The organism is Postechiella marina (assembly GCF_039538365.1).
GTDB lineage: Bacteria > Bacteroidota > Bacteroidia > Flavobacteriales > Flavobacteriaceae > Postechiella > Postechiella marina.
The window spans coordinates 292,005-316,551 of record NZ_BAABCA010000004.1; the positions used below are offsets into that span (position 1 = coordinate 292,005).

A 24,547-nucleotide genomic window follows, 5' to 3' on the forward strand; every position below is an offset into this window, starting at 1 on the left:
TTCAAATAATAAACTTGTTTCCTATTTGAAACAAATATAATAATAATTAACAATAAATAATCAAATAAAAGCAAAATTTTAATTCCATATATGAAATTGGTTTCAAATAAGAAACCTAAGAACACAAAGCACAAACCCTTAAAATCTGTTGATTTTCAGATTAATAAATAAGACAGTAAAATTAAACTGTTTAGCTTAAATACCCTAGTTTTGTAGAAATGTCGAGTGCATATTTAGCAATAATTTTGCCTTTTTTATCAAACTCACTATGCGGCAACCTACCGTGCGGAGCTGTAATCCAAAGTGCTGCGACAGGATACCCATACTCATTAAAAATAGGCGCTCCAATACAATGAATACCCTGAATGTCTTCACCGTTATCTATAGCATACCCATTCTCAAGTACTTTTTTAAGCTCTTCTCTAAATTTAATTTTAGATACAATTGTATTTTTAGTATATTTTGTAAAAGGCATGCTTTTTATAATAGCATTAGCCTCGTCTTTAGGCATATAAGCTAAAATAGATTTACCACCAACCGAGCTATTTAAACTAAATTGCGTGCCTTGCTCTACAAATAATTTTACAGGATACGATGATGATACTTGCTCTAAAATAGTACCCTTAGCCCCTAATATAACGCCAAGCATAACAGATTCTTTAAGTTCGTCTCGTAAGGCGCGCATAACATCTATAGATAACTCTACAATACTTTGCTCGTTCATAGAAGAAATACCTAAGGTTAGCATTTTTCTAGAAAGCGTGAATTTTTTTGTGGTTTCGTTTTTTTGAAGATAGTTTTTAAAAACCAAAGTGCTTGTTATTCGAAATGCGCTAGATTTAGAAATAGATAAGATTTCTATAATTTCTGCTAAGGTTAACCCTTTAGATCTTGTTGCTAGAAGCTCAATTATCATTAGTCCGCGTTCCAAATTAGGAACATTATAGGTCGACTTTACTTCTATTTTATCATTACTCATAAAAACACATTATTTCAGAAACAAAAATAGTATTATTTATTTAACACTGTAAGAAAAACAAAAAACCATCAATAATTGACTTCTAGAAACTAGAGAAATTCGCGGTATTGAAGCACTCTAAAATCAAAAGTATTAAATTTAGAGTTTCTACTTTTTAGCTGTTTATATAATGCCATACTACCAATGGCGCGATTTGCAGAACCCGAAGCAGATGTTAATGAAACTGTTTTAATAACACGCTTATTATTAACAGATTCGATCTCGTTATTACCCATAACAAATTGATGAATTCTTGGCACCTCGTTAGACACTAACTCTAATTTTAATTTATAATCTTTTATATGTTTTCTAAAAAAATATTCGGGTCCATTTTTACTATTCCCTCCAGTAAAAAGGATGGTATTAATATTAGGAAACTTTTTTAAATACCCAATAACATCTCGTAACTTTATGTTTTGCATCCCTAAATCTGAAGCATCAATTTTCTCTCTTTCGCAGCTATCTACAATATCGCAAACACCTATTTTATTATTAATTAAAAAAGTTTTTCGTTCATTTATAGCTTCTTGAGAATTATCAAAACGAAGCATTAAATTATGAATTTTATCTATATACAACCAAAGCGAATTGTAATAACTACCATAACAAAAATTAACATCTTTATCTAAAAGATTCCCTGTAGAAAACCTTGGAGGAGGTAACGTACCCACAATAAGCTTAGTCGTATCGCTTTTTATAAACGGTTTGTAAGGATGTTTATGTTTAAACATATTTTAATATGTGCTAAAAATTTTGTATACTAACAATAAAAACTATACATGGGTAAAGGAGATAAAAAAACAAAACGTGGTAAAATAAACAGAGGTACTTTTGGAGCTAGACGACCTCGTATTAAAAAGAAAACTCCAACAGAAAAGAAAATTGGACTAAAATTTAAAGCACAAGTAAAATAACTTTAGCTTATTTCTTTTAAAAGTTTTTCGACCTCGTAAATTGTATTTTTAAACAGCTTTCGGTTTGGCTTCGTCATATGTTTAGACTCATTAAAAACTTCATTTAACACCAATTTTGCTTCATTTATTTTATTTCGATTTATTAAGAATCTAGCAAACACTAGGCGCTCGTTATAAAACGAATACCTAATATCTATAGCTTTTAAATTAACCTCGGCCTCTTCAAATTTGCCTAATTTTTCAAGCGCTAAACCATATAGAAATTGAGATCGAGATTTTTTAAATTCATTTTTGCTTTTTATTTTTTCTGCATATACAATTACTTTGTCATAATTTTCTGCTTTAAAATAAGCTTCGGTTAATTGTTTTATAACATACAAATCGTTCTCAAAATCGTCATCAAGAGCTATTAAATAATGATTAATAGCTTTATTGTAATCTTTTATTTCTAGATATGCATCTGCTAAATTTACTCTATTTTGGTAGGTTTCAGAAAATTGTAATTGTTTTTCTAAATCTTTTACCTTTTTAGTTGGATTAATTATAGAAATAATCTCGTCTTGAATTTTTTCTGCATCGCGTTTATTATAAACCTGAGTAATTAAATAAATTGCACAACCAATACCCGGAAGAAAAAATATTAAAAAGAACCAATAATATGCATTTCTATTTTTGTATGCGTGATATACACAATACACTTGCAATGCAATTATTAAATAGTAATACATAATACATTATTTTTTTAGGCTACCATTTTACTTAAAGCAAAATAAGCTTATTTATCTTATAAAAATTAAATCGTTGCCATTAGAAAACTCTTCGCTTAAACCATAACCACCATAGTTAAACCCTTTTAAATCGTCTATAGTTTTTGCATTGGTATCTATAACATAACGTGCCATTAATCCCCTTGCTTCTTTAGCATAAAACGAAATCATTTTATAATCTCCGTTTTTAAACTCTTTAAAGTTAGCGGTTACAACTGGCACTTTTAAAGCCTTAACATCTACCGCTTTAAAATACTCGTTGCTAGCTAAGTTTAAAAACAACTCATCGTCTTCAAGCTCTTCATTTAGCGCTTTTACTATATCTTTCTTCCAAAATTCATATAAATTCTTATTGACACCAACAGGAAACTTAGTTCCCATTTCTAAGCGGTAAGGCATTATTAAATCGGTTGGTTTTAACAAACCATATAAACCAGAAAGAATACGTACCGTATTTTGCAAAGTATCTAACTTATCTTCTGTTATTGTATAAGCATCAAGTCCTCTGTAAACATCGCCACTAAAAGCATAAACTGCTTGTTTTGCATTACTTGTGGTAAAAGGCAATTGCCATTCTTGATTACGCTCGTAGTTTAACTGACCTAAATTATCTGATATTTTCATTAAAGCAGATAAATCTTTAGCCGATTTCTTTTTAAGCAACTTATTTAATCGATCTGATTGTTTTAAAAACTGCGCTTCTGTTACTCTACTATTTGGGACTTCGGTTTCAAAATCTAACGACTTTGCTGGAGATATTACTAGTTTCATTTCGTTTATATAACACTCTTATAAAGAGTAATTTTTAATTTATTTAAAAGTCTAATTTACGATAATACTTTTATTTCTTCATTTGTAAAACTAAAGTTATAATCACCTTTAATTATAAAGTTAAACGCATGGACTTGCTATTTTGTTGGATGTCATTTTTTCTATGTCACGATTTATAATTAAAAAATTAATTTAAAGTTTAAAACATTTTAATAAAACTGCTTTTATTTTACTTTCGCGTTTGTAAAAAGTATGATTTCGTTAATTTTGACATCTCAAAATTACAATTGAAATACAATATATTTTCAAGTTTTAAAATGAATTATTTTATGCTAGAATAGGTTGTTTTTATAGATAAAAAATATAATTTTTATTTCTAATTTATTTTAGACATCAATAATTATTGAAGCTACACCTTAGATAGAATAAGAAATGTATTGGTATCGCTAAAATTCATTAACTCATCTAACAAACGTTGCAAACTCAATTGGTTTTTAACCACAACTTTTAGATGTATATTTTGACTACCTGTTACTCTATGTGCTTCCTCTATTTCTGGATAATCTTTTATTTTTTTAAGTATATTTTTAAGTTGACCAGGAAAGACTTTTAATAAAATAAAAGCCTCCAAATCATTACCCAATTTTTTATGATCGACTTGCAACGTATATTTTTGAATAACCTCAAACTCCTCTAGTTTTTGAACCCGCTCTCTTACTGCAGATGGAGAAAGATTTATTTTTCTTCCTAAATCTGCAAAAGACAACCGTGCGTTATCTTTTAAAATATCGAGCAATTGCCTATCTACACTATCTACCATCGAATCGACTTTAATTTATTAATACAAACATTTTTTCGATTGTAAAAATAATAAATATCTAAATAATCCATTTTACAATATCTTAGTTAGCATTTATCTTTGTGTTAAACTTTTACAAACATGAGTATTGTATTAATATTTGAAAACAAAGACGCCACGCCTTGGCTAAATGCTTTAAAGAAAAAACTACCTAATACAACAATTGAAGTTTACCCAAATGTAAAAAACAAAGACCCTATCACTTTTGCGATATGCTGGAAACCAAGTAAAAATGTTTTAGAACAATTTACTAACTTAAAAGTTATTCAATCTGCTGGAGCCTCTATAGATCACATTACTAATTCGCAAATATTACCTAATAATATTACTATCACTCGTATTGTAGACGAGAAATTATCTAGCGATATGTGGGAGTTTTTAATTACCATTGTGTTGGCCCAGTTAAAAAATTTAAAAACATACTCTAAACAAAATGCAGAATATATTTGGCAACAACACCCATACAAATCTATTAAAAACACCACCATTTCTATTTTAGGCCTTGGCAAAATTGGCGCATATGTTGCCTTAAAATTTGCTCAACTCGGTTTTAATGTAAAAGGCTGGAGTAATAGCAAAAAAGAAATTAGTAATGTAAAAAGTTATTGTGGAAAAAATGAATTTAACTCATTTTTAAACCAATCAGATTTTTTAATTAACATTTTACCTTTAACAGCACAAACCAAAGGTATTTTAAATAAAAAAACACTAGAAAAGCTTCCAAAAAATGCTTATTTAATAAATGTAGGACGCGGAGAACATCTGGTAGACAATGACTTAATAGAACTACTTGACAACGCCATGCTTGCAGGTGCTTTTTTAGATGTTTTTAGAACAGAACCTTTACCCAAAGAACACGCGTTTTGGCAACATTTAAAAATTGAGATAACACCACATGTAGCAAGCTTAACAAATGTAACTTCTGCCTCAAATCAAATTACAGAAAATTACAAACGTTTTTTAAATAAAGAAACACTAATAAATACAGTGTCTATAAATAAAGGGTATTAAAATTATGACTAGCAAATTTCACCTCGCTTTTAAAGTTAAAGATATTAAAAGTACAGTTACATTTTATAAAACCATTTTAGGTTGCGAACTTGGAAGACAAACCACAGATTGGGTTGACTTTAATTTTTTTGGACATCAATTATCTGCGCATGTTTCTAAACAAATCGAGGCGTTGGACTATTGCGGAAAAGTAGATCTATTAAAAGTACCTATTCCGCATTTTGGAGCCATAATAGACCAAAAAAGCTTTATTAAACTTAAAAACAGGCTACAAAAACATAAAATTGATTTTATTGTAAACCCCCAAAAAAGATTCAAAGACAAAAAAGAAGAGCATCAAACTATGTTTATTTTAGACTTTAGCAACAACTCCATAGAGTTTAAAAGTTTCCATAACAATAACGAGATTTTTAAACAGTAATAGTTTTTTGTTCTTATAAAAAAAAAGAATTAAACAACCTCTCCAAAAACACCCTAATCATCCAACTCTTGATGCTTAGAATATCCCCTCCATTTTTCTATACATTGTTGCATATCTTCTGGTATTTTGGTGTCAAAACGCATAAACTCTCCTGTTGTAGGATGCTCAAAACCAAGTGTTTTAGCATGTAGTGCCTGCCTAGGTAGCACTTTAAAACAATTATCTACAAACTGTTTGTATTTGGTAAACGTAGTTCCTTTTAAAATACGCTCGCCACCATAACGCACATCGTTAAAAAGGGTATGCCCGATATGTTTCATATGCACACGAATTTGATGCGTACGCCCAGTTTCTAGCTTACAAGACACCAAAGTAACGTAACCTAAACGTTCTAAAACTTTATAATGCGTTACTGCAGGTTTACCTTTATCGGCTTCGTCATCAAAAAACACAGTATTTTGCAATCTGTTTTTTGGGTGCCTACCAATATTACCTTCAATAGTTCCCTCATCTTCTTCAACATTGCCCCAAACAATAGCCACATACTCGCGTTCGCTTGTTTTATTAGCAAATTGCGCAGATAAATGCGCCATAGCTTCTTCAGTTTTTGCAACCACTAAAAGTCCGCTAGTATCCTTATCTATTCTATGTACCAAACCAGGCCTGTTACTAGAATTGTTAGGTAAATTTTCAAACCTAAAAATTAATGCGTTTATTAAAGTACCAGAATAATTACCATGCCCCGGGTGCACAACAATACCTGCCTCTTTATTAACCACTAAAAGATCGTCGTCTTCATAAACCACATCAATATCAATATCTTCTCCAACCAATAAATTTTCGAAAGGCGGATGCGCAAACAATACTCTAATTTTATCAAAAGGCTTTACCTTATAATTAGATTTTACAGGTACATCGTTTACATAAATACTACCTTCTTTTGCAGCTGCCTGAATTTTATTTCTTGTAGCATTCTCAACAAAATTCATTAAATATTTATCTATACGCAAAGGCGCTTGCCCTTTATCTACAATAAAAGCATGGTGCTCGTAAAGGTTATCCTCGTCGGGTAATTGTGGCGTATAGTTATCCATGATACTGAAAATTATTTAATATTAAGAGCTTAATTAGCTTTGCAAAGATACCCCCTTATGGTCTTTTACCATTACCAAGTACCAAATCTATTTTAGAAGTTTTAGCTAATTCTGTTTTAGGCTTAATCTCTTTACCCTTATAAATCATTTTTAGCACAATATCTTTACCTATATTATCTACATAAGTAAGTTTACCAACCTTAAAACCTAAAGCTTCAAGTGTTGGCTTTGCCTGTCTTAACGTACGTTCTTTTAAGTTTGGAACTAATATTTTACGATAACCAGATGGGTTTAAAGTCAAATATATTTTTCTATCCTCTTTAACCTTTGCGCCTGCTGGTGGGTCTTGCTCTATAACAGAAAACTTAGGGTAATCTGGATTAAAATTTGCAGAATCTTGAATTTGCATAACCAAATTATTCTCTTCTAACTCCATTTTAGTAACGCTAATAGATTTACCTGTAAGGTTTGGCACAGTTTCAAAATCGCCATGGTTTGTGGTTACTTTTAACCATTTTAATAAAATAAAGCAGAGTACAACTAAGGCCACAATGGCTAATAACAACTGCTTAATAAAAGTTTTACTAACTAGAAATTTAAAAATGCTCATTTATAGAATTTTCGATTAGGCAAATATATAAAAACAGAACTGCTTTTTATTTTACAATTTATATGATATTTTAGCTCGTATCAATTTAAGTGTAAAATAACGGTAAAAAAACGAGTTGACTACCGTTTATATTGTACTTAAATTAGCGCCAACTAATAATAAGTACGTTTTTTTGCTTGTTTTAGACTTACAAACTTTAAATATTGTTGTTTTCGCTTTCGCGGATATATAAAAGACACCTATGAAAAAAAATATTGCCATTATTATGGGAGGTTATTCTAGCGAATACAAGATCTCTTTAAAAAGCGGAAACGTTGTTTTTAATGCTTTAGATAAAACAAAATATAATGCCTACAGAATTCATGTTTTTAAAGACAAATGGGTTTATGTTAACGAAAAAAATGCCGAGTCTCCTGTAGATAAAAATGATTTTTCTATTCTCGTTAATGGTAATAAAATTAAATTTAACTGTGTTTTTAATGCCATACATGGCTCGCCTGGCGAAGATGGATTCATGCAAGGCTATTTTAAACTACTAAACATACCGCATACCAGTTGCGACATGTACCAAGCAGCTATAACATTTAATAAACGCGATTGTTTAAGTATTTTAAAACCTTATGGTATAAAAACTGCCGAATCTTATTTTCTAAATTTAGGAGATCCAGTAAACGAAAATGCAATAATAGAAAAAGTAGGTTTACCTTGTTTTGTTAAAGCCAATAAAGCTGGTAGTAGTTTTGGCGTATCAAAAGTGCATAAAAAAGAAAATTTAAAAACAGCTATAGATGTGGCTTTTAAAGAAGACGACGAAATTATAATAGAATCTTTTTTAGATGGCACAGAAGTTTCGGTTGGCGTTATAACATACAAAGGAGAAATAAAAGTATTACCTATTACAGAAATTGTTAGCGAAAACGACTTTTTTGATTACGAAGCTAAATACCTTGGTAAATCGCAAGAAATAACACCTGCAAGACTTACTAAAGAGCAAGAAGAAAAAGTAAATACGGTTGCTAAAAAAGTTTACAAGGTTTTAAAAATGAAAGGTTTTAGTAGAAGCGAATACATTTTTAAAAATAACGAACCACACCTATTAGAAGTTAATACCATACCAGGCTTAACATTAGAAAGTATACTGCCACAGCAAGCTGCAAAAGCAAATATATTACTTCCAGATTTATTTGATAATGCTATTGAAGAGGCTCTTAAATAATTATCTTTGAGTAGAACACTTAACTTTTAATATAAATTTCGCTTTTGCGGAATAAAAAAACAATCCATGAAACGTGCTATTTTCCCAGGATCTTTTGACCCATTAACTTTAGGACACTACGACATTATTAAACGTGGTGTGACACTTTTTGATGAAATTATTGTTGCTATAGGCGTTAATGGCTCTAAAAAATATATGTTCTCTCTTGAAGAGCGCAAGGCTTTTATTGAGGCTGCTTTTAAAGACGAACCCAAAGTATCTGTTGTTACTTATAAAGGTTTAACAGTAGACTTTTGTGCAGAAATTAACGTTAAATTTATTTTAAGAGGCCTGAGAAATCCTGCCGATTTTGAGTTTGAAAAAGCGATTGCACACACCAATAGAGACCTTGCTCCAATTGAAACTGTTTTTTTATTAACAGCTGCAAGCACATCGTATATTGCATCGTCTATTGTTCGCGATGTTATTAGAAACAATGGCGATTACACCAAATTGGTTCCAAATAGCGTTAGAATTAAATAGATAACAATGAAAACAACAAGCAATCTTAATGTTAAAACAGACCCAAGAGTTGCTGCGGTTTTTAACAACTACCCCAAACATGTATGCCATAATATAGAACAACTTAGACAGCTTATTATAGAAGTTGCTGCGGAAATTGGATTAAAAACACTTGAAGAAACCTTAAAATGGGGTGAGCCCAGTTACTTAGCTAAAAAAGGGAGCACTATTAGAATAGGTTGGAAAAAAAATAAACCCGAACAGTTTGCCATGTATTTTCAATGCACGAGTTTGCTTATTGAAACTTTTAAAATAGTTTTTAAAGATGTTTTTATTTTTGAAGGCAATCGGGCTATTGTTTTTAAACTAAACAAAACCCTTTATAATACATTGGCTTTAAAACAATGTATAAAAGCTGGGTTAACCTATCATTCCATAAAACACTTACCGCTTTTAGGCCTTTAAAATTTTTCTATAAAAAGCAACACAACCAAACCTTGAGTTCAATCTTAATAAAAATAGGCGTTACAACTTATACTCCGAAAGTGATTTTGTAAACTTCTCTGGATTTTCGGCTAAATGGTAACGTGGATCGTCTATATCTTCCACAATAACCTCTCTAAACTTGGGGCTTGCCTTATAAAGTAACAACTTACAGTCTTCGCTTAGGTGTTTTAGTTTTATACTTTTACCTTCGGCCTCATATTTTTGCACCAAATTAAAAACCGCTTCAAGAGCAGAATGATCACTTATTCGCGACTCTACAAAGTCTATAATTATGTTTTCCGGATCGTTTTTTACATCAAACTTATCGTTAAAAGCAAGTATAGATCCAAAGAATAGTGGTCCCCAGATTTCGTAAACTTTGGTTCCGTCTTCGCGCATACGCTTACGCGCTCTAATACGTTTTGCATTTTCCCAAGAAAAAACTAAAGCGCTAATTATTACACCAACAAAAACTGCTATAGCTAAATCGAAAAACACGGTTACCGCAGACACTAAAATAAGTACCACAGCATCTGACATTGGAATCTTTTTTAAAATTCTGAAACTAGACCAAGCAAAGGTCTCTATTACCATCATAAACATAACACCTATTAGTGCTGCAATAGGCACTTGCTCGATATACTTATCTGCAAATAAAATAAATGTTAATAGCGTTAATGCCATCATGACTCCAGACAACCTGCCTCTACCTCCTGCTTTAAGGTTTATTACCGTTTGGCCTATCATACCGCATCCTGCAGTTCCTCCAAAAATACCACTAATAATATTTCCAGAACCTTGCGCTATACATTCTCTATTACCGTTCCCTCTAGTTTCTGTTAACTCGTCTACCAAGTTCATGGTCATAAGTGTTTCTATTAAACCAACAGATGCAGCTAAAAAGGCATATGGAAATATAAATTTTAAAGTATCTAGATTAAAAGGAAGCACGCTCCATGTTTCAAAAACATTTAACCTACTACTTATTTCTCCTAAACCATTTAAACCTTTACCACCACCATCTCTAATAAAATCGCCTACATTTATAGATGCTAAAGAATCGCCTCCAAAAACAACCACCAACGTTACCACTAATATTGCTGTTAATGCTGCAGGCACCTTAGTAGTTAACTTAGGTAACTGCCAAACTATTAACATAGTTAGCAACACTAAACCTATCATAACATAAAGATTTTTTCCTGTCATATAAGACTTCGAGACACCTTTATCTTTTACCTTAAAAAAGCCTTCGTCTGTTTTATTAAACACTACTTTTTTGGTATTTATATCAAATACTTGTCCGTTAGAAATAACAAAAGCTTCTTTATTTGTTTGTGTGTTAATAACAGAATTGCCCTCTACTTTAAAAAGTATTGAGTTTGAAACAACATCTTTAACCTCGTTATTGCTAAGGCTATAAATCATTTCTGTAGATGTGGTTGCTCGCTTATTATTGCCAAATAAATCTTTATCGTTAGATTTAAACATACCCAACTGAGCTATAAAAATTACAATAGCTAAACCATTTACAAACCCCATCATTACTGGATGTGGTATTAATCTAACAAATTTACCTAACTTAAAAACACCTGCAAATATTTGAATGATTCCCATAACAACTACTGTTGCTAAGAGGTAGAAATACCCCATGTTTTCTACAAGTGTATCCATCATTAAACCTTTAGCGTGTCCTTCTTGTATCATATTAACAAAAATAACAGCTACAGCACCTGCTGCTCCAGAGATTAACCCTGGTCTACCACCAAAAATGGCTGTAATAAAACCAACAACAAAAGCACCAAAAAGCGCTACTATAGGACTTATTTGTGCAACAAAAGCAAAGGCTACCACTTCGGGTATCATAGCTAAAGCCACTGTTAACCCGCTTAAAACATCATTTTTTGCATTCGCTGTGCGCTTCCTAATAAAATTGGTCATGACTCATTTTTTTGAAGGTGCAAATTTACGCTTAATATATTGGCGTGCAAGAAGAAGTCTTACTAATTTATTAATTATGTAATTCTTTTTTGCAACCAAACCAAAGCATTTTCGCGATCTTGAAATATTTCGATGTCAATGTTATCGTTATCATTAATATTTATTACTGTTTCTGTAGACATAACGCTACCACTGGTTTTAGCTACAACAGCAATAGCTATTAACTCTTTTAATCCAATTATAGATTTTTGTGCTTCAAAGGTATATGTATAAGAATATTTTTTATTTACTAATAAACCAAATGGTGGTTTTAAATGGGTTAGCAAAAAATCGTGATACTCATCAATTTTTACTTCATCCATAACAATGCCTTCATCTACAATAATTTCTGCTAAACTATCACTAATAAGGACAATCTCTCCAAAAGAAAGTCTACAACTTTTCATGCTACTAATCAATTTAACTAACGAGAGGAATATATATAATTACAAACTACACTATGCGGCTTGGAGGGAATGGCGCAAATTACCGTAATAATGGCAAAAGTAATACTATTTTTAAATACTTCATAATGTACTTTTAACAAAAAACTTCAATAGAAATATCTTGCGCTAAATAACGAATATTTTATACAAAAAGCGATTTTATATTGGCGTAAGATTTTTTTAAAGCCTCACTAGCTTGTGCTTCATTTAGCCATTCTACTTTGGTAATACCCTCTTCTTCTTGAGGGTATAAAGCATCAGAGAAATTGGTTTTCATTTCAAACCAGTGCGTAATCTTTATTTTATATTTACCATTTCGTTTAAAAATATGGTAAGTAATTTCTAATGGTTTTACAACCTCTAAACCTGTTACCCCAGTTTCTTCTTCTACTTCGCGAATGGCTGTAGTTTCAATACTTTCCTCTTTTTCTGTTTTACCTTTTGGCAAATCCCATTTATCATTTCTATAAATAAAAAGAATATCACCGTTTTGGTTATACACTTTACCACCTCCTGCTATAACATTTGGTAATTTTTTAAGAAACTTTTTAAGTAATTTATCCTCATCTTTATGTATTAACCTAGCTTCTTTTAGCTCTGTTTTGTTTAACTTTTTAATAACCTTAGACAGAGAAAGACCTTTTAATTTATAATTTTTAAAATAAGTTTCTTCTTCTTCCAAAGTTGTTAAAACCATAGGCTTATCGTTAACAAAGATTTTATACATAAAATAAGGGGTTAAATTTATATGCGGTAAAAATATCATTTTTAAGTTCAAAATAAGCATTGTTAAAAAAAATATTTTTATTGATATCCATCTGTAAAAAAAAACCAAATTTATATGTAATTTTGCGACATGATTTTTAATAAACATACCGCCAAAAAAACTGCTGAAGTCTTATTGCAGGTTAATGCTATAAAACTTAGCCCAAAAGAACCTTTTACATGGGCTTCTGGCTGGAAGTCTCCAATTTATTGCGATAATCGCATTATATTATCTTTCCCGCCTATTCGAAATTACATTCGAGAAACCATGGCTAAACAAATTGAACAACAATACGGAAAACCAGACGTAATAGCAGGTGTAGCAACTGGAGCTATTGGTATTGGAATGCTTGTTGCAGAGTATTTAGGTCTACCTTTTATATATGTTAGACCCGATGCGAAAGGACATGGCAGAAAAAACCAAATTGAAGGCTTTATTGAAGGCGGACAAAACGTTGTTGTTGTTGAAGATTTAATTAGCACCGGAAAAAGTAGCCTTAACGCTGTAAAAGCATTAAAAGAAGCCAATATTAAAGTAAAAGGAATGATTGCCATTTTTACTTATGGTTTTGATATAGCTACAAAAAACTTTGAGGAAGAAAATATACAACTACAAACCTTAAGTAATTACGAAAGCTTACTGGAGCAAGCCTTGGAAACGAATTACATATCGGAAAAAGAATTAAGCACCTTATCTGAATGGAACTCTAACCCAAGCGAATGGAACGCTATTTGATATACCTAATTATTGTAAAACAAAATTTGCAACAAATTAAATAACAACTTAAACATTATTATGAATTTAGAATCTCCAAAAGTAAACGTAGAAAAGTCATCTCAAGATATATTTAATTTTCTTTCTGATATTAAAAACTTTGAAGGTTTAATGCCAGAAAACATTAGCAAATTTGAAGTTTTAGAAAACGACAAATTTCTTTTTGCTTTAAAAGGTATGCCCGAAATTATACTTAAAAAGAAAGAAGTTATACCTCCAAATAAAATTGTTTTAGGTGCTGCTGGAGGTAAATTAGATTTTTCTTTAGTTGCAGAAATTAATGAAACTAACGAAAACTCTAGCGATGTACAATTAAAATTTAATGGCGATTTTAACCCTATGATGGCGATGATGATAAAAGGCCCTATTGGTAAATTTATAGAAACTTTAGTTACTAGTATACCAAAGGCTATATAATTAATACAAAAGCGAGATATCTTTTAAATCGTATTCTTTTATTATATTATCTTCTAACAAAACCTGAAGATTACCAGATACAGAAATAGCTTTAATAAAGCCCGAAAACACAACACCTTTAGCATCCTTAAATGTTGAAGGTTTGTTTTTTCTAAACAAATATGTTTCGTACTCTTCTTTTAATACAGATAGATTACCGCTCTCTAACTCTAAAAAATAGCTTTTTAAATAAAAAAGAATGCTATTTAATACTTCTTCAAGATTAAAAACCTGACCTGTTACAGCTTTTAAAGATGATGCCTGAGGTAAATTATAAAATCCTGTTTGGTTTACATTTAAACCAACTCCTATTATTGAAGCATATAAATTATTCTGTTTTATGACATTTTCTATTAAAACTCCGCATATTTTTTTATTTGCTGACAAAATGTCGTTAGGCCATTTAACACTTAATTTTGGAATATTAAAACTTTGCAAAGCCTTTAATATAGATAAAGAAGTAACAATACTAATATAAAAAGGATGCTCAATATAAACTGCCGAAACATCTTTAAACACACTAAAAGTTAGGTTCTTAGACTCTTCAGACTCCCAAACCGTTCCCATTTGCCCGCGCCCATTTGTTTGATATTCTGCAACTATTGTGGTATAATCTTCCATATTTTTTTCTACACTTAATCTTCTTAAGTAACTATTTGTAGAATCGATGGCATTAACTTTGATTATAGGCATATAGGTGTTATTTTTAAACTCTCAAATCTTATGATTATTTTAAGAGTATAAAGAACTAAAAAAATAATAACTTTGCACAAATTAAATAAATTTAATGGCTAAACAAAATATAAGCACAGACGAGTTAATATCTGTCATAATTAGTGGTATTGAAGATGTTAAAGGAAAAGAAATAAATATTCTAGATTTAAGAGAGATAGAAAACACAGTGTGTGATTATTTTGTTATCTGCGAAGGTACTTCTAATACGCAGGTAAACGCTATAGTTAACTCAATCCAGAAAAAAGTTAGTAAAGAACTTAAGGACAACCCTTGGCATGTTGAAGGAGCTGATAATGCCGAATGGGTTTTATTAGACTACGTAAATGTTGCTGTACACGTATTCCAAAAACACATAAGAGAATACTACGATATAGAAAGCCTTTGGGGAGACGCAAAAACAACAGTAATAGAAACTAGTTACTAAAACAATACATGGCAAACGAGAAAAAGAACCCGAAAGAAAAGAAACCTAAATTTAGTCCATACTGGATTTATGGTATTATTATCGCTATTTTTATAGTGATTCAAGTATTTAGCAGTAACAGTTACCAAGAAACTAACGAGATTACACCTTCAGAATTTTTTAAATATGCTGAAGAAAATGATGTAGAAAAAGTTGTTATAGTTAACAGGCACATTGCTAAAGTATACCTTACAAAAGAAGCAGAGCAAAAAGAGATTCATAAAAAATCGAAACCTACAAGTTTATTAACACCTGCTTCTAATTTACCTAACTATAGGTTTGAAATTGGAGATCTACAAAATTTCGAAAACGATTTAAAAGCAATTAATAAGTACAATATACTTAGCAATGACACAGAAGAAAATGTTTTGGCAGATTTCCTTTTAGGCATTTTACCATTTATTCTTCTTATAGGTGTTTGGATATTTATTATGCGACGTATGTCTGGCGGAGCTGGCGGTGGTGCTGGTGGGCAGATATTTAACATAGGAAAATCTAAAGCAAAACTTTTTGACCAAAACACAGAAGTTAAAACAACTTTTAAAGATGTTGCAGGTCTTGAAGGCGCAAAAGAAGAAGTACAAGAAATTGTAGACTTCCTTAAATTTCCAGAAAAGTATACTACTCTAGGTGGTAAAATACCAAAAGGCGCTTTACTTGTAGGACCTCCTGGAACAGGAAAAACATTATTAGCCAAAGCAGTTGCTGGAGAGGCTAAAGTACCTTTCTTCTCTCTATCTGGATCAGACTTTGTAGAAATGTTTGTTGGTGTTGGAGCCTCTCGTGTTAGAGATTTATTTAAACAAGCAAAAGAAAAATCGCCTTCTATAATTTTTATAGATGAGATTGATGCCATTGGACGTGCTAGAGGCAAAAATGCTATGTCTGGAAGTAACGACGAACGCGAAAACACATTAAACCAATTACTAACAGAAATGGATGGCTTTGGCACAAAAACTAACGTAATAGTTATTGCTGCAACCAATAGAGCCGATATTTTAGATAAGGCCTTAATGCGTGCAGGACGTTTTGACAGGCAAATTTTTGTTGACCTACCTAACCTTTCTGAACGAAAAGCTATTTTTGAAGTTCACCTTAGACCTCTAAAAAAGGCAAAAGGACTTGATATCGACTTCTTATCGAAACAAACCCCTGGGTTTTCTGGAGCAGATATTGCTAATTTATGTAACGAAGCTGCCTTAATTGCTGCTAGAACAGATAAAAAAGCAGTAGAAAAACAAGACTTTTTAGACGCTGTTGATAGAATTGTTGGTGGTTTAGAAAGACGAAGCAACCTATTCTCTGTAGAAGAGAAAAAGACTATTGCTTATCACGAAGCAGGTCATGCAGTTGTAAGTTGGTTTTTAGAACATGCAGATCCTTTAGTAAAAGTTACTATAGTACCAAGAGGGCGTTCTTTAGGTGCCGCATGGTATTTACCACAAGAAGCATATATTACCAGAACAAACAAATTTCTAGACGAAATATGTGTTACTATGGGAGGTAGAGCTGCAGAACAAATTATTTTTAACGAAATTTCTACAGGTGCTTTAGGGGATTTAGAAAGCGTAACCAAAAAAGCAAAAGCCATGGTTATGATATATGGATTAAACGAAAAAGTAGGTAATATTACATATTACGATCCTGCAGGAGAAAACGGTTTTGTTAAGCCTTATAGCGAAAAAACAGCCGAGCTTATAGATACCGAAATTAAGAACATAATTGAAACTCAATTTGAAAGAGCTGTAGAATTATTATCTTCTAAAAAAGATTTACTAGACAAATTAGCTAATCGATTAATAGAAAGAGAAGTTATTTTTAAAGATGATTTAGAAGAGCTTTTAGGAATGTCTCCTTTTGGATTAAGCACCTCTAAAACAACAAAAACAGACGAAGAGGAGTAAAACACCTATACAAAGCCTAAATTTTGTTAAGCTTTTAGTAAAAATCTTAAATTAACCGCAAGGTTAGTTTAAGATTTTTTATATTTGATAATTACCTAGGAAAATTGAGTTAATAGTAAGTACCTAAATGAGTCTTTTTAGAAAAATTTTTGGTTCAAAATCTGATAAATCAGAGAAAGAATTAAAATCGGATGACAGAGGCAAATACATGCCAGAAATCAAATTACCAATAGACGAAAAGTTTACCATAAACTTTAAAGCTAATGGTGGTAAGTTCTTATATTGCGAAGATTTAAATGAAGTGTTCTCTAATTTAGAAAACATTATTAAAGAAAACGAATGGAGCAAAAAGAAAACTCTAATTATAGACAATAACTTAAAAAACAAATTTAAAAATTGTAATTTACAATTAGCAGACAAAATTAGCGATTCTGTTTTCTTTCTTACTACCTGCGAAAATCTTATTGCAAATGATGGTTCTTTACTAATAAGCTCCAACCAAATTGCAGAAAAAAAGCTTCCAGAATTGCCTCATAACTTTGTTGTTTTTGCTACAACAAGTCAAATTACAGAAAATATAGGAGAAGGCTTAAGAGGTATTAAATCTAAAAACAGAGACAAAATACCAACTAATATTACAACTATTAAACACTTTAAATCTGTTGACGAAAAAGATTTTTTAAGCTACGGTAGTAGCGCTAAAAACTTATATTTACTACTTCTCGAAGATTTATAATAATTTAAGCGACCACAACTAACCAACTAATTAAATGAAAGAAATAATTACGCGATCGCTTTCTGGTTTGCTTTATGTTTTATTGTTGCTTATTTCCTTACAATTTAAACATGCTTTAATCGTTTTGTTTTTTATTTTTGGAATAATCTGCACCTACGAGTTAAAAAAACTAATGCAGCTTAAAAGCAATATACCCTATGTAATTTTTACAATTATATATTTAATTTTTGGCTACTGGAACTTAGTTTTAAACACCAAAACAGGCTTAGACGAAGCCACACAAATACTAATTGTATTAACAATTTTTGTAGAGCTATTTTTAATTAAAGACCTGTTTTCTGACAAAATCACCCCCTTATTTAGTTCTAGGCGTTTTATACTAACAACCTTCTACTTATCAAGCTCCTTTGTTTTCCTTATTTTAATAGCAAATTACTACAAAGTTTTTAACTCAAATATATTATTGGGTGCCTTTATTTTAGTTTGGGTAAACGACTCTTTCGCTTATTTGGTAGGTAAGAATTTTGGAAAACAAAAGCTTTTCGAAAAAATATCTCCAAAAAAAACTGTTGAAGGTTTTTTAGGCGGATTACTTTTTTCGTGTATTGCCAGCTATTTTATTGCTACCTTTACAAACACATTAACATTTACAAACTGGTTATTTTTAAGTATTATTGTTAGTGTATTTGGCACATTGGGAGATTTAATAGAATCAAAGTTTAAACGTCAAGCTCGTGTTAAAGACAGTGGTAACATAATGCCCGGACACGGTGGTTTGCTAGACCGTTTAGATAGTATTATTTTTGCAGCACCTTTTATATATTTATTTTTAAGAATTTTACAATATGTTTCATAAAGAAGGAAATAAAATTATATTAATAACATTTATCATTGTTATTGCATCGTTTTTATTAGTAGACAACTTTATTGCTATTACTTGGCTTAGAGTTCTTTTAATGGTTACATTATTAGTTTTCTTAGGTTTAATTTTGCAATTTTTTAGAAACCCTAAAAGAAATACTGTTTTAAATAACAACCAAGTTGTGTCTCCTGTTGATGGCAAAGTAGTTGTTATTGAAGAGGTTTTTGAAAAAGAATTCTTTAAAGAAAAGCGCTTACAAGTAAGTGTATTTATGTCTCCAATAAACGTACATGTTACACGTTACCCTATTGGAGGAAATGTTATTTTTAGTAAATATCATCCTGGAAAATATTTGGTAGCATGGCACCCAAAAGCTAGTGAAGAAAACGAACGCACAACTGTTGTTGTAGAAAACGAAACTTATGGCAAAGTTTTACACAGACAAATAGCTGGTGCTTTAGCTAAACGTATTGTAAACTATGCCAAAGCAGGAGATACTGCTGTGCAAGGTGGAGAATCTGGCTTTATAAAATTTGGATCTAGAGTTGATTTATTCTTACCATTAAACACAAAAATTAAAGTAGAATTAAACCAAAAGGTTCGTGGAGGCGAAAGTATTATTGCAGAGGTTAATGAGTAAAAACCAATTAGACATAGAATTTAAAGAGGCTGTTGCTCGTGTAAACGCGCACAAAGAACCTTTTCCTGCAGATACATTACTAAAACTTTACGCCTACTATAAAAAAGCTACTAACGACTATACAAAGCCAAAAAGCAAAAAAGATATTATTAATGCTTTTAAGACTAATGCTTTATTTCAGGTTGAAAATATTAGCCAAAATGAAGCAAAGAAAATTTATATTGACTTAGTTAAAAATTATTTTATCTACAGAAATTAACAATACTTACTTCTAACTTATAAATAAAATGAAACCTACTTTATTAATTCTTGTTTCTATTTTATTTTTAAGTTGTAATATACCACAGCACAAAGCAAAAAACTACCAAAATGCTTTAAAGGTTATTAAACAACATTACAACCTTATAGAGCTTACTACCAATAATGGAGCGTCTAGAATTGCGATTGCCCCAGAAATTCAAGGGAAAATACTAACAAGTAGCTATAATGGGCTAGATGGCAACAGTAACGGTTGGTTAAACCTTGAAATTTTTAATAATGCCCCCTATAATATTGCTGCTATTGGTGGCGAAGAACGCCTTTGGCTTGGTCCATTAGGAGGACAATATTCTTTTTACTATCAAAATATAAAACCTCTAAACGAAAACAATTGGAAAGTACCAAACCCTATTGGTTTAGATGGTTATCAACTCATCAATAAAAGCGAAACATTTGTAAACATGCAAAAACATATGATTATTAATAATCATATAGACACAAAATTTAACTTATTAGTAAAACGAAAAATAAGCATTCTTGATGATAGTCAAATTAAAAAGAACCTCTCCATACAATTTAATAAAAGTTTAAAAAGGGTAGCTTACAAAACAGAACAAAGTCTTATAAACACCGGTACAAACACACTAAAAAAAGAAACTGGACTAGTTTCTCTATGGAGCGCAGGTATGTTTAAAGGTAGTAACAAAACTGTGGTTATTATACCGTTAAAAGATACCACAATTACTAACTTATATCAATACATGGGAAGCTTAGACAGTACTAGACTTTATATTAATAAAAATAACGTGTTACTATTTAAAGCAGATGGTAAATACCGTAGTAAAATTGGTGTACCTAAACATTTAGCGCCTAAAATTTATGGTTGTTATGCCAAAGATTTAAATAGGCTAACTATTGTACAATACTTGCAAACTAATGATAGTTTATATGCAAATTCGCATGCAAAAGTTCAAGAGCACCCATATAAAGGAGAAGTAATTCCTATTTACAATAATGGTACTATGGACTACTCGCCTGCTCTTGAAACAAGTTTTTACGAACTTGAATCGACATCTGCAATGCGAGAATTAAAACCCAACATAGACACTTTAAAGCATTGGCAAAGTGTTTATCATTTTTCTGGCAAAGATGTAGAACTTAATAAAATAGCCTTAAAACTTTTAAATATAGACTTAAAAGATTGCTCCCTTTAGTAAAAAACTCTTTTAACTCTAAATTAATTTGCTATGTAATGTAAATATAGCTCTGTTAAATTTTTCGCCTTATTCTTTAGTTTAAACAAAAGTTAGTAGCAGTACTACATAATTATCTAACCAACACTTTAAACAATATTTTTATGTTATTCGCTGCCCAACACATGTTATTAAAAAAATAATACTTACTAAAAATACTAGTAGTTACAGTATAAAAAAAGAGACAACTTACGTTATCTCTTTTTAATCGTATTGTAAGTCTTTTTTTTTAAGAACTTAAGCTCGCTAAACTTGTTTTTAACGTTTCGATTTTAGCCAAAGCATCGGCTTCTTTTTTCTTTTCTGCAGCAACAACTTGTTCTGGCGCACCTGAAACAAAACGCTCGTTAGACAACTTTTTTTGTACCGACTTTAAGAAGCCTTCTGTATAACTTAATTCTTCTGTAAGTTTTTTAATTTCGGCTTCAACATCTATGCTTCCTGCCATCGGAATAAAATACTCGTTAGATTTTACTCTGTATGTTAAAGCACCTTCTACCGCTTCATTAACATACTCGATACCTTCTAAATTTCCTAATTTAACAATAACATCATCAAATGTATTATTCGATTTCTCGTTATTTATCACAGAGAAAGCAATAGCATCTTTAAAAGCTATATTTTTTTGTTTTCTAATGTTTCTAATTCCTGAAATAACTTCCGAAGTAAATTCAAACTCAGAAATTAAAGTTTCGTTAACAGACTTATTTTCTGGCCATTTAGCAACTATTAAAGCTTCTTCTGGTGTTCTTTCTGTTATGTAATGCCATAAATCTTCGGTTAAAAATGGCATAAATGGGTGTACAATTTTTAAATTGTCTTCAAAAAGAGCAACAACACTTTTTAAGGTTTTTGCATCTATTGGCTGTTGGTAGGCTGGTTTAATCATCTCTAATAACCACCCACAAAAATCATCATAAATTAATTTATAAATAGCCATTAAAGCATCACTAAGCCTGTACTTACTAAAATGATCTTCAATTTCTATTAAAGCCTTTTGAAACTTGCTCTGGTACCACTCTAAAGCTATTTTACTAGAGTTTGGCTGCTCAATGTCGTTATCTACTTCCCAACCATCAAGTAAACGGTAGGCATTCCAAATTTTATTACCAAAACCTTTACCTTGTTGGCAAAGTGTTTCGTCAAACATTAAATCGTTTCCTGCAGCACTACTTAAAAGTAACCCAACACGTACGCCATCTGCGCTATACTCTTCTATAAGCTTTAAAGCATCAGGAGAATTACCTAAAGATTTACTCATTTTACGACGTTGTTTGTCGCGAACTAAACCTGTTAAATAAACATTATTAAACGGTTTTTGATCTTTATACTCGTAACCTGCAATTATCATACGTGCAACCCAAAAGAAAAGAATATCTGGACCTGTTACCAAATCATTGGTTGGGTAGTAATATTTTATCTCTTCGTTTTCTGGATTACGTATACCATCGAAAACAGACATTGGCCATAACCAAGAAGAAAACCAAGTATCTAACGCATCGGTTTCTTGCCTAAGATTAGCTGTTGTAAGCTCTTGATTATTTGTTTTTTGCTTTGCTTTTTCTAGGGCTGCTTCAATATTTTCTGCAACTACAAAATCCTCTTTTCCATCGCCATAGAAGTACGCTGGAATTTGTTGCCCCCAAAGTAATTGGCGCGAAATATTCCAATCGCGAATATTCTCCATCCAATGGCGGTATGTGTTTTCAAATTTCTTTGGAAACAATTTAATATCGGCATCATCACCTAAAACAGCCTCTATGGCTGGCTTAACAAGTTCTTCCATTTTTAAAAACCATTGATCGCTTAGCCTTGGCTCGATAACAGCTTTTGTACGCTCTGACGTTCCTACTTTATTCATGTGTGTTTCAGTCTTCACTAAAACACCAATTGTTTCTAATTCTTTTGCTACATTTTTTCTAGCAACAAAACGATCTTGACCTTCAAATTGTAACCCGAAGCTATTTAATGTAGCATCTTCATGAAAAATATCGATAACCTCTAATTTGTGTTTATCTCCAAGGCTCTTATCGTTTTCATCATGAGCTGGTGTAACTTTTAAACAACCTGTACCAAATTCTACATCTACATAAGTGTCTTCTATAATAGGGATAACACGATTACAGATAGGCACAATGGCTTTTTTACCACGTAGGTGAGCAAAACGCTCGTCTTCTGGGTTAATACAAATTGCTGTATCTCCAAAAATAGTTTCTGGTCGTGTAGTAGCAATGGTTAATGTATCGTTACTATCTTCTACTTTATAATTAATGTAGTATAAATTACCTTGACGTTCTACATGTATAACCTCTTCGTCTGACAGTGTTGTTTTTGCTTCAGGATCCCAATTTACCATGCGGTAACCACGATAAATCAATCCTTTTTCGTGTAAATCTACAAATACTTTAATTACAGCTTCAGACATATCGTCATCCATTGTAAATTTGGTGCGATCCCAATCGCAAGAACAGCCTAACTTTTTAAGTTGTTCTAAAATAACACCTCCATATTCTTCTGTCCAATCCCAAGCATGAGCTAAAAACTCATCACGAGTTAAATCGTTTTTATCTATACCTTGCTCTTTTAATTTAGCGACTACTTTTGCCTCTGTAGCAATAGATGCATGATCTGTACCAGGTACCCAGCACGCATTTTTACCTTGTAATCTTGCACGACGAATTAATACATCTTGAATGGTATTATTTAGCATATGCCCCATATGTAATACTCCTGTTACATTTGGTGGCGGTATTACTATAGTATACGGTTCTCTTTCGTCTGGTGTTGAATGAAAATAATTATGTGTCATCCAGTAGTCGTACCACTTACTTTCTACCTGACTAGCATCATATTTTGATGGAATTTGCATACTTTGGAATAGTTTTTGAATGTTAATTAGCAAAAGTACTTATATTTCTTTTTCTGTGAAAGTTTGTACTACGTATTGACAAAAAAATGATGATTAAAAAAAACGAACTGTCGTATATTAAAGTGCGACAAATATGTTAACATTTACGCAATTCGTCCATTAATTTTGTAGATTGTAGAAAAAGTGAGTATGTTTGAACTAGTAATACAAGAAAATAACAACAAAGTAACCTTTTAACAAAGGGTTATGTCTCAAATTAAGAATTGACCAAAAACACAATAAAAATGAAAAATTTAATTACAATTTTATTTATCGGATTAATTAGTTTATCTGTAAATGCACAAGACAAAGTGGCCAAAATTGATTTTAAAGCAGATACTATTGATTATGGAACTATTGAAAAAGGAGCTGACGGTGTTAGAATATTTGAATTTACAAACACAGGAAGCGCACCTTTAATAATTACTAAAGCTAGCGCAAGTTGTGGTTGTACTGTACCAAGTTGGCCAAAAACACCTATTTTACCTGGTAAGTCTGGAGAAATAAAGGTAAAATACGATACAAATCGTGTTAATCCTATTAGAAAAACAATTACAGTTTTATCTAACGCAGATACACCAACGGTCGCCTTAAAAATTAAAGGCTTAGTTGTAGACCCAAGTAAAGATAATGTTTTAGAAAAAAAAACTAAAAGTGTTGTAGAACAATAAACAACATTTTAAAATTATTTAAAAAAGGTC

Annotated in this window: 28 protein-coding genes; 16 read left to right on the top strand and 12 right to left on the bottom strand. The window is 31.2% G+C overall.

The window, feature by feature from the left end; genetic code table 11:
• Positions 1-190 precede the first annotated feature (190 nt).
• Entirely contained in the window at positions 191-979 is a 789-nt protein-coding gene (locus ABD715_RS10550; protein ID WP_344788181.1) for an IclR family transcriptional regulator, read from the bottom strand.
• An 89-nt stretch (positions 980-1,068) separates the two neighbouring features.
• Complete coding sequence (locus ABD715_RS10555; RefSeq protein ID WP_344788182.1) at positions 1,069-1,749, bottom strand: uracil-DNA glycosylase family protein; 681 nt, start codon at positions 1,747-1,749, stop codon at positions 1,069-1,071.
• Positions 1,750-1,797: 48 nt separating this feature from the next.
• On the opposite strand from ABD715_RS10555, the gene ABD715_RS10560 reads away from it, so the two are divergent.
• A complete protein-coding gene (locus tag ABD715_RS10560; protein WP_344788184.1) occupies positions 1,798-1,932 on the top strand; it encodes a 30S ribosomal protein THX in 135 nt (44 codons plus the stop codon).
• Between the two features lie 2 nt (positions 1,933-1,934).
• On the opposite strand, the gene ABD715_RS10565 is transcribed toward ABD715_RS10560, so the two are convergent.
• From ABD715_RS10565 to ABD715_RS10575, 3 genes are all read right to left on the bottom strand, one after another.
• Positions 1,935-2,660 (bottom strand): hypothetical protein, encoded by a 726-nt coding sequence (locus ABD715_RS10565; RefSeq protein WP_344788185.1) that lies wholly within the window; start codon positions 2,658-2,660, stop codon positions 1,935-1,937.
• Between the two features lie 51 nt (positions 2,661-2,711).
• The gene (gene yaaA / locus ABD715_RS10570) at positions 2,712-3,470 is read right to left on the bottom strand and encodes a peroxide stress protein YaaA (RefSeq protein ID WP_344788186.1); all 759 of its coding nucleotides are present in this window, start codon (positions 3,468-3,470) and stop codon (positions 2,712-2,714) included.
• Between the two features lie 409 nt (positions 3,471-3,879).
• Positions 3,880-4,290, bottom strand: a complete 411-nt coding sequence (locus tag ABD715_RS10575; RefSeq protein ID WP_344788187.1) for an Lrp/AsnC family transcriptional regulator — start codon at positions 4,288-4,290, stop codon at positions 3,880-3,882.
• Between the two features lie 120 nt (positions 4,291-4,410).
• Here ABD715_RS10575 and ABD715_RS10580 point away from each other — a divergent pair, with 120 nt between their 5' ends.
• On the top strand, positions 4,411-5,340 hold the full coding sequence (locus ABD715_RS10580; protein ID WP_344788188.1) for a 2-hydroxyacid dehydrogenase: 930 nt from the start codon (positions 4,411-4,413) through the stop codon (positions 5,338-5,340).
• Between the two features lie 4 nt (positions 5,341-5,344).
• Positions 5,345-5,761, top strand: a complete 417-nt coding sequence (locus tag ABD715_RS10585) for a VOC family protein (protein ID WP_344788189.1) — start codon at positions 5,345-5,347, stop codon at positions 5,759-5,761.
• Positions 5,762-5,814: 53 nt separating this feature from the next.
• Here the strand turns inward: ABD715_RS10585 and ABD715_RS10590 are convergent, their stop codons facing one another.
• Together ABD715_RS10590 and ABD715_RS10595 are read right to left on the bottom strand one after the other, a co-directional pair.
• Positions 5,815-6,855 carry an RluA family pseudouridine synthase gene (locus tag ABD715_RS10590; protein ID WP_344788190.1) on the bottom strand — a complete coding sequence of 347 codons (1,041 nt, stop codon included), beginning with the start codon at positions 6,853-6,855 and terminating at the stop codon, positions 5,815-5,817.
• A 55-nt stretch (positions 6,856-6,910) separates the two neighbouring features.
• Positions 6,911-7,465: a PASTA domain-containing protein gene (locus ABD715_RS10595; RefSeq protein WP_344788191.1), complete on the bottom strand. Its 555-nt coding sequence runs from the start codon at positions 7,463-7,465 to the stop codon at positions 6,911-6,913.
• A 241-nt stretch (positions 7,466-7,706) separates the two neighbouring features.
• Here ABD715_RS10595 and ABD715_RS10600 point away from each other — a divergent pair, with 241 nt between their 5' ends.
• The 3 genes from ABD715_RS10600 to ABD715_RS10610 all read left to right on the top strand — a co-directional run bounded on the left by ABD715_RS10600 (position 7,707) and on the right by ABD715_RS10610 (position 9,647).
• Positions 7,707-8,681, top strand: coding sequence for a D-alanine--D-alanine ligase (locus tag ABD715_RS10600; RefSeq protein ID WP_344788192.1), 975 nt, complete (start codon positions 7,707-7,709; stop codon positions 8,679-8,681).
• A gap of 66 nt (positions 8,682-8,747) precedes the next feature.
• Complete coding sequence (gene coaD, locus ABD715_RS10605) at positions 8,748-9,203, top strand: pantetheine-phosphate adenylyltransferase (RefSeq protein WP_344788193.1); 456 nt, start codon at positions 8,748-8,750, stop codon at positions 9,201-9,203.
• A 6-nt stretch (positions 9,204-9,209) separates the two neighbouring features.
• Complete coding sequence (locus ABD715_RS10610) at positions 9,210-9,647, top strand: DUF1801 domain-containing protein (protein WP_344788194.1); 438 nt, start codon at positions 9,210-9,212, stop codon at positions 9,645-9,647.
• Between the two features lie 60 nt (positions 9,648-9,707).
• Here ABD715_RS10610 and ABD715_RS10615 read toward each other — a convergent pair whose 3' ends face one another.
• The 3 genes from ABD715_RS10615 to ABD715_RS10625 all read right to left on the bottom strand — a co-directional run bounded on the left by ABD715_RS10615 (position 9,708) and on the right by ABD715_RS10625 (position 12,818).
• Positions 9,708-11,606 carry a SulP family inorganic anion transporter gene (locus ABD715_RS10615; protein WP_344788195.1) on the bottom strand — a complete coding sequence of 633 codons (1,899 nt, stop codon included), beginning with the start codon at positions 11,604-11,606 and terminating at the stop codon, positions 9,708-9,710.
• A 74-nt stretch (positions 11,607-11,680) separates the two neighbouring features.
• The gene (locus ABD715_RS10620; protein WP_344788197.1) at positions 11,681-12,052 is read right to left on the bottom strand and encodes a hypothetical protein; all 372 of its coding nucleotides are present in this window, start codon (positions 12,050-12,052) and stop codon (positions 11,681-11,683) included.
• Between the two features lie 181 nt (positions 12,053-12,233).
• The gene (locus ABD715_RS10625) at positions 12,234-12,818 is read right to left on the bottom strand and encodes an NUDIX hydrolase (protein ID WP_344788198.1); all 585 of its coding nucleotides are present in this window, start codon (positions 12,816-12,818) and stop codon (positions 12,234-12,236) included.
• Positions 12,819-12,947: 129 nt separating this feature from the next.
• Between ABD715_RS10625 and pyrE the strand changes: the two genes are divergently transcribed.
• Entirely contained in the window at positions 12,948-13,592 is a 645-nt protein-coding gene (gene pyrE / locus ABD715_RS10630) for an orotate phosphoribosyltransferase (RefSeq protein WP_344788199.1), read from the top strand.
• 60 nt (positions 13,593-13,652) lie between these two features.
• Positions 13,653-14,048 (top strand): SRPBCC family protein, encoded by a 396-nt coding sequence (locus ABD715_RS10635; RefSeq protein ID WP_344788201.1) that lies wholly within the window; start codon positions 13,653-13,655, stop codon positions 14,046-14,048.
• Here ABD715_RS10635 and ABD715_RS10640 read toward each other — a convergent pair whose 3' ends face one another.
• The gene (locus ABD715_RS10640; RefSeq protein ID WP_344788202.1) at positions 14,049-14,780 is read right to left on the bottom strand and encodes a biotin--[acetyl-CoA-carboxylase] ligase; all 732 of its coding nucleotides are present in this window, start codon (positions 14,778-14,780) and stop codon (positions 14,049-14,051) included.
• Positions 14,781-14,874: 94 nt separating this feature from the next.
• Here ABD715_RS10640 and rsfS point away from each other — a divergent pair, with 94 nt between their 5' ends.
• The 7 genes from rsfS (at position 14,875) to ABD715_RS10675 (ending at position 20,899) form a co-directional block, all read left to right on the top strand.
• Positions 14,875-15,246, top strand: a complete 372-nt coding sequence (rsfS, locus tag ABD715_RS10645) for a ribosome silencing factor (protein ID WP_344788203.1) — start codon at positions 14,875-14,877, stop codon at positions 15,244-15,246.
• Positions 15,247-15,254: 8 nt separating this feature from the next.
• Positions 15,255-17,189: an ATP-dependent zinc metalloprotease FtsH gene (gene ftsH, locus ABD715_RS10650; protein ID WP_344788204.1), complete on the top strand. Its 1,935-nt coding sequence runs from the start codon at positions 15,255-15,257 to the stop codon at positions 17,187-17,189.
• A gap of 127 nt (positions 17,190-17,316) precedes the next feature.
• On the top strand, positions 17,317-17,925 hold the full coding sequence (locus tag ABD715_RS10655; protein ID WP_344788205.1) for an LUD domain-containing protein: 609 nt from the start codon (positions 17,317-17,319) through the stop codon (positions 17,923-17,925).
• 34 nt (positions 17,926-17,959) lie between these two features.
• Positions 17,960-18,781 (top strand): phosphatidate cytidylyltransferase, encoded by an 822-nt coding sequence (locus ABD715_RS10660; RefSeq protein ID WP_344788206.1) that lies wholly within the window; start codon positions 17,960-17,962, stop codon positions 18,779-18,781.
• Positions 18,771-19,427, top strand: a complete 657-nt coding sequence (locus ABD715_RS10665) for a phosphatidylserine decarboxylase family protein (RefSeq protein ID WP_344788207.1) — start codon at positions 18,771-18,773, stop codon at positions 19,425-19,427. The genes ABD715_RS10660 and ABD715_RS10665 overlap by 11 nt, the downstream gene beginning before the upstream one ends.
• Positions 19,420-19,686: an acyl-CoA-binding protein gene (locus ABD715_RS10670; RefSeq protein ID WP_344788208.1), complete on the top strand. Its 267-nt coding sequence runs from the start codon at positions 19,420-19,422 to the stop codon at positions 19,684-19,686. The genes ABD715_RS10665 and ABD715_RS10670 overlap by 8 nt, the downstream gene beginning before the upstream one ends.
• Positions 19,687-19,714: 28 nt before the next feature.
• Positions 19,715-20,899, top strand: coding sequence for a DUF6786 family protein (locus ABD715_RS10675; protein WP_344788209.1), 1,185 nt, complete (start codon positions 19,715-19,717; stop codon positions 20,897-20,899).
• Positions 20,900-21,167: 268 nt separating this feature from the next.
• On the opposite strand, the gene ABD715_RS10680 is transcribed toward ABD715_RS10675, so the two are convergent.
• Positions 21,168-23,807: a valine--tRNA ligase gene (locus ABD715_RS10680; protein ID WP_344788210.1), complete on the bottom strand. Its 2,640-nt coding sequence runs from the start codon at positions 23,805-23,807 to the stop codon at positions 21,168-21,170.
• A 284-nt stretch (positions 23,808-24,091) separates the two neighbouring features.
• On the opposite strand from ABD715_RS10680, the gene ABD715_RS10685 reads away from it, so the two are divergent.
• Positions 24,092-24,517: a DUF1573 domain-containing protein gene (locus ABD715_RS10685; RefSeq protein ID WP_344788211.1), complete on the top strand. Its 426-nt coding sequence runs from the start codon at positions 24,092-24,094 to the stop codon at positions 24,515-24,517.
• Positions 24,518-24,547 lie beyond the last annotated feature (30 nt).

Bases quoted from the DNA above. Each gene is read 5' to 3' on its own strand.
- pyrE (WP_344788199.1), top strand. From the start codon at position 12,948: ATGATTTTTAATAAACATACCGCCAAAAAAACTGCTGAAGTCTTATTG.
- ABD715_RS10590 (WP_344788190.1), bottom strand. From the start codon at position 6,855: ATGGATAACTATACGCCACAATTACCCGACGAGGATAACCTTTACGAG.
- ABD715_RS10620 (WP_344788197.1), bottom strand. From the start codon at position 12,052: ATGAAAAGTTGTAGACTTTCTTTTGGAGAGATTGTCCTTATTAGTGAT.
- ABD715_RS10680 (WP_344788210.1), bottom strand. From the start codon at position 23,807: ATGCAAATTCCATCAAAATATGATGCTAGTCAGGTAGAAAGTAAGTGG.
- ABD715_RS10625 (WP_344788198.1), bottom strand. From the start codon at position 12,818: ATGTATAAAATCTTTGTTAACGATAAGCCTATGGTTTTAACAACTTTG.
- ABD715_RS10615 (WP_344788195.1), bottom strand. From the start codon at position 11,606: ATGACCAATTTTATTAGGAAGCGCACAGCGAATGCAAAAAATGATGTT.
- ABD715_RS10595 (WP_344788191.1), bottom strand. From the start codon at position 7,465: ATGAGCATTTTTAAATTTCTAGTTAGTAAAACTTTTATTAAGCAGTTG.
- ABD715_RS10685 (WP_344788211.1), top strand. From the start codon at position 24,092: ATGAAAAATTTAATTACAATTTTATTTATCGGATTAATTAGTTTATCT.
- ABD715_RS10655 (WP_344788205.1), top strand. From the start codon at position 17,317: ATGAGTCTTTTTAGAAAAATTTTTGGTTCAAAATCTGATAAATCAGAG.
- ABD715_RS10665 (WP_344788207.1), top strand. From the start codon at position 18,771: ATGTTTCATAAAGAAGGAAATAAAATTATATTAATAACATTTATCATT.
- ABD715_RS10675 (WP_344788209.1), top strand. From the start codon at position 19,715: ATGAAACCTACTTTATTAATTCTTGTTTCTATTTTATTTTTAAGTTGT.
- ABD715_RS10580 (WP_344788188.1), top strand. From the start codon at position 4,411: ATGAGTATTGTATTAATATTTGAAAACAAAGACGCCACGCCTTGGCTA.
- ABD715_RS10575 (WP_344788187.1), bottom strand. From the start codon at position 4,290: ATGGTAGATAGTGTAGATAGGCAATTGCTCGATATTTTAAAAGATAAC.
- ABD715_RS10560 (WP_344788184.1), top strand. From the start codon at position 1,798: ATGGGTAAAGGAGATAAAAAAACAAAACGTGGTAAAATAAACAGAGGT.
- ABD715_RS10585 (WP_344788189.1), top strand. From the start codon at position 5,345: ATGACTAGCAAATTTCACCTCGCTTTTAAAGTTAAAGATATTAAAAGT.
- ftsH (WP_344788204.1), top strand. From the start codon at position 15,255: ATGGCAAACGAGAAAAAGAACCCGAAAGAAAAGAAACCTAAATTTAGT.
- yaaA (WP_344788186.1), bottom strand. From the start codon at position 3,470: ATGAAACTAGTAATATCTCCAGCAAAGTCGTTAGATTTTGAAACCGAA.
- ABD715_RS10635 (WP_344788201.1), top strand. From the start codon at position 13,653: ATGAATTTAGAATCTCCAAAAGTAAACGTAGAAAAGTCATCTCAAGAT.
- ABD715_RS10555 (WP_344788182.1), bottom strand. From the start codon at position 1,749: ATGTTTAAACATAAACATCCTTACAAACCGTTTATAAAAAGCGATACG.
- coaD (WP_344788193.1), top strand. From the start codon at position 8,748: ATGAAACGTGCTATTTTCCCAGGATCTTTTGACCCATTAACTTTAGGA.
- ABD715_RS10550 (WP_344788181.1), bottom strand. From the start codon at position 979: ATGAGTAATGATAAAATAGAAGTAAAGTCGACCTATAATGTTCCTAAT.
- ABD715_RS10670 (WP_344788208.1), top strand. From the start codon at position 19,420: ATGAGTAAAAACCAATTAGACATAGAATTTAAAGAGGCTGTTGCTCGT.
- rsfS (WP_344788203.1), top strand. From the start codon at position 14,875: ATGGCTAAACAAAATATAAGCACAGACGAGTTAATATCTGTCATAATT.
- ABD715_RS10600 (WP_344788192.1), top strand. From the start codon at position 7,707: ATGAAAAAAAATATTGCCATTATTATGGGAGGTTATTCTAGCGAATAC.
- ABD715_RS10610 (WP_344788194.1), top strand. From the start codon at position 9,210: ATGAAAACAACAAGCAATCTTAATGTTAAAACAGACCCAAGAGTTGCT.
- ABD715_RS10565 (WP_344788185.1), bottom strand. From the start codon at position 2,660: ATGTATTACTATTTAATAATTGCATTGCAAGTGTATTGTGTATATCAC.
- ABD715_RS10660 (WP_344788206.1), top strand. From the start codon at position 17,960: ATGAAAGAAATAATTACGCGATCGCTTTCTGGTTTGCTTTATGTTTTA.
- ABD715_RS10640 (WP_344788202.1), bottom strand. From the start codon at position 14,780: ATGCCTATAATCAAAGTTAATGCCATCGATTCTACAAATAGTTACTTA.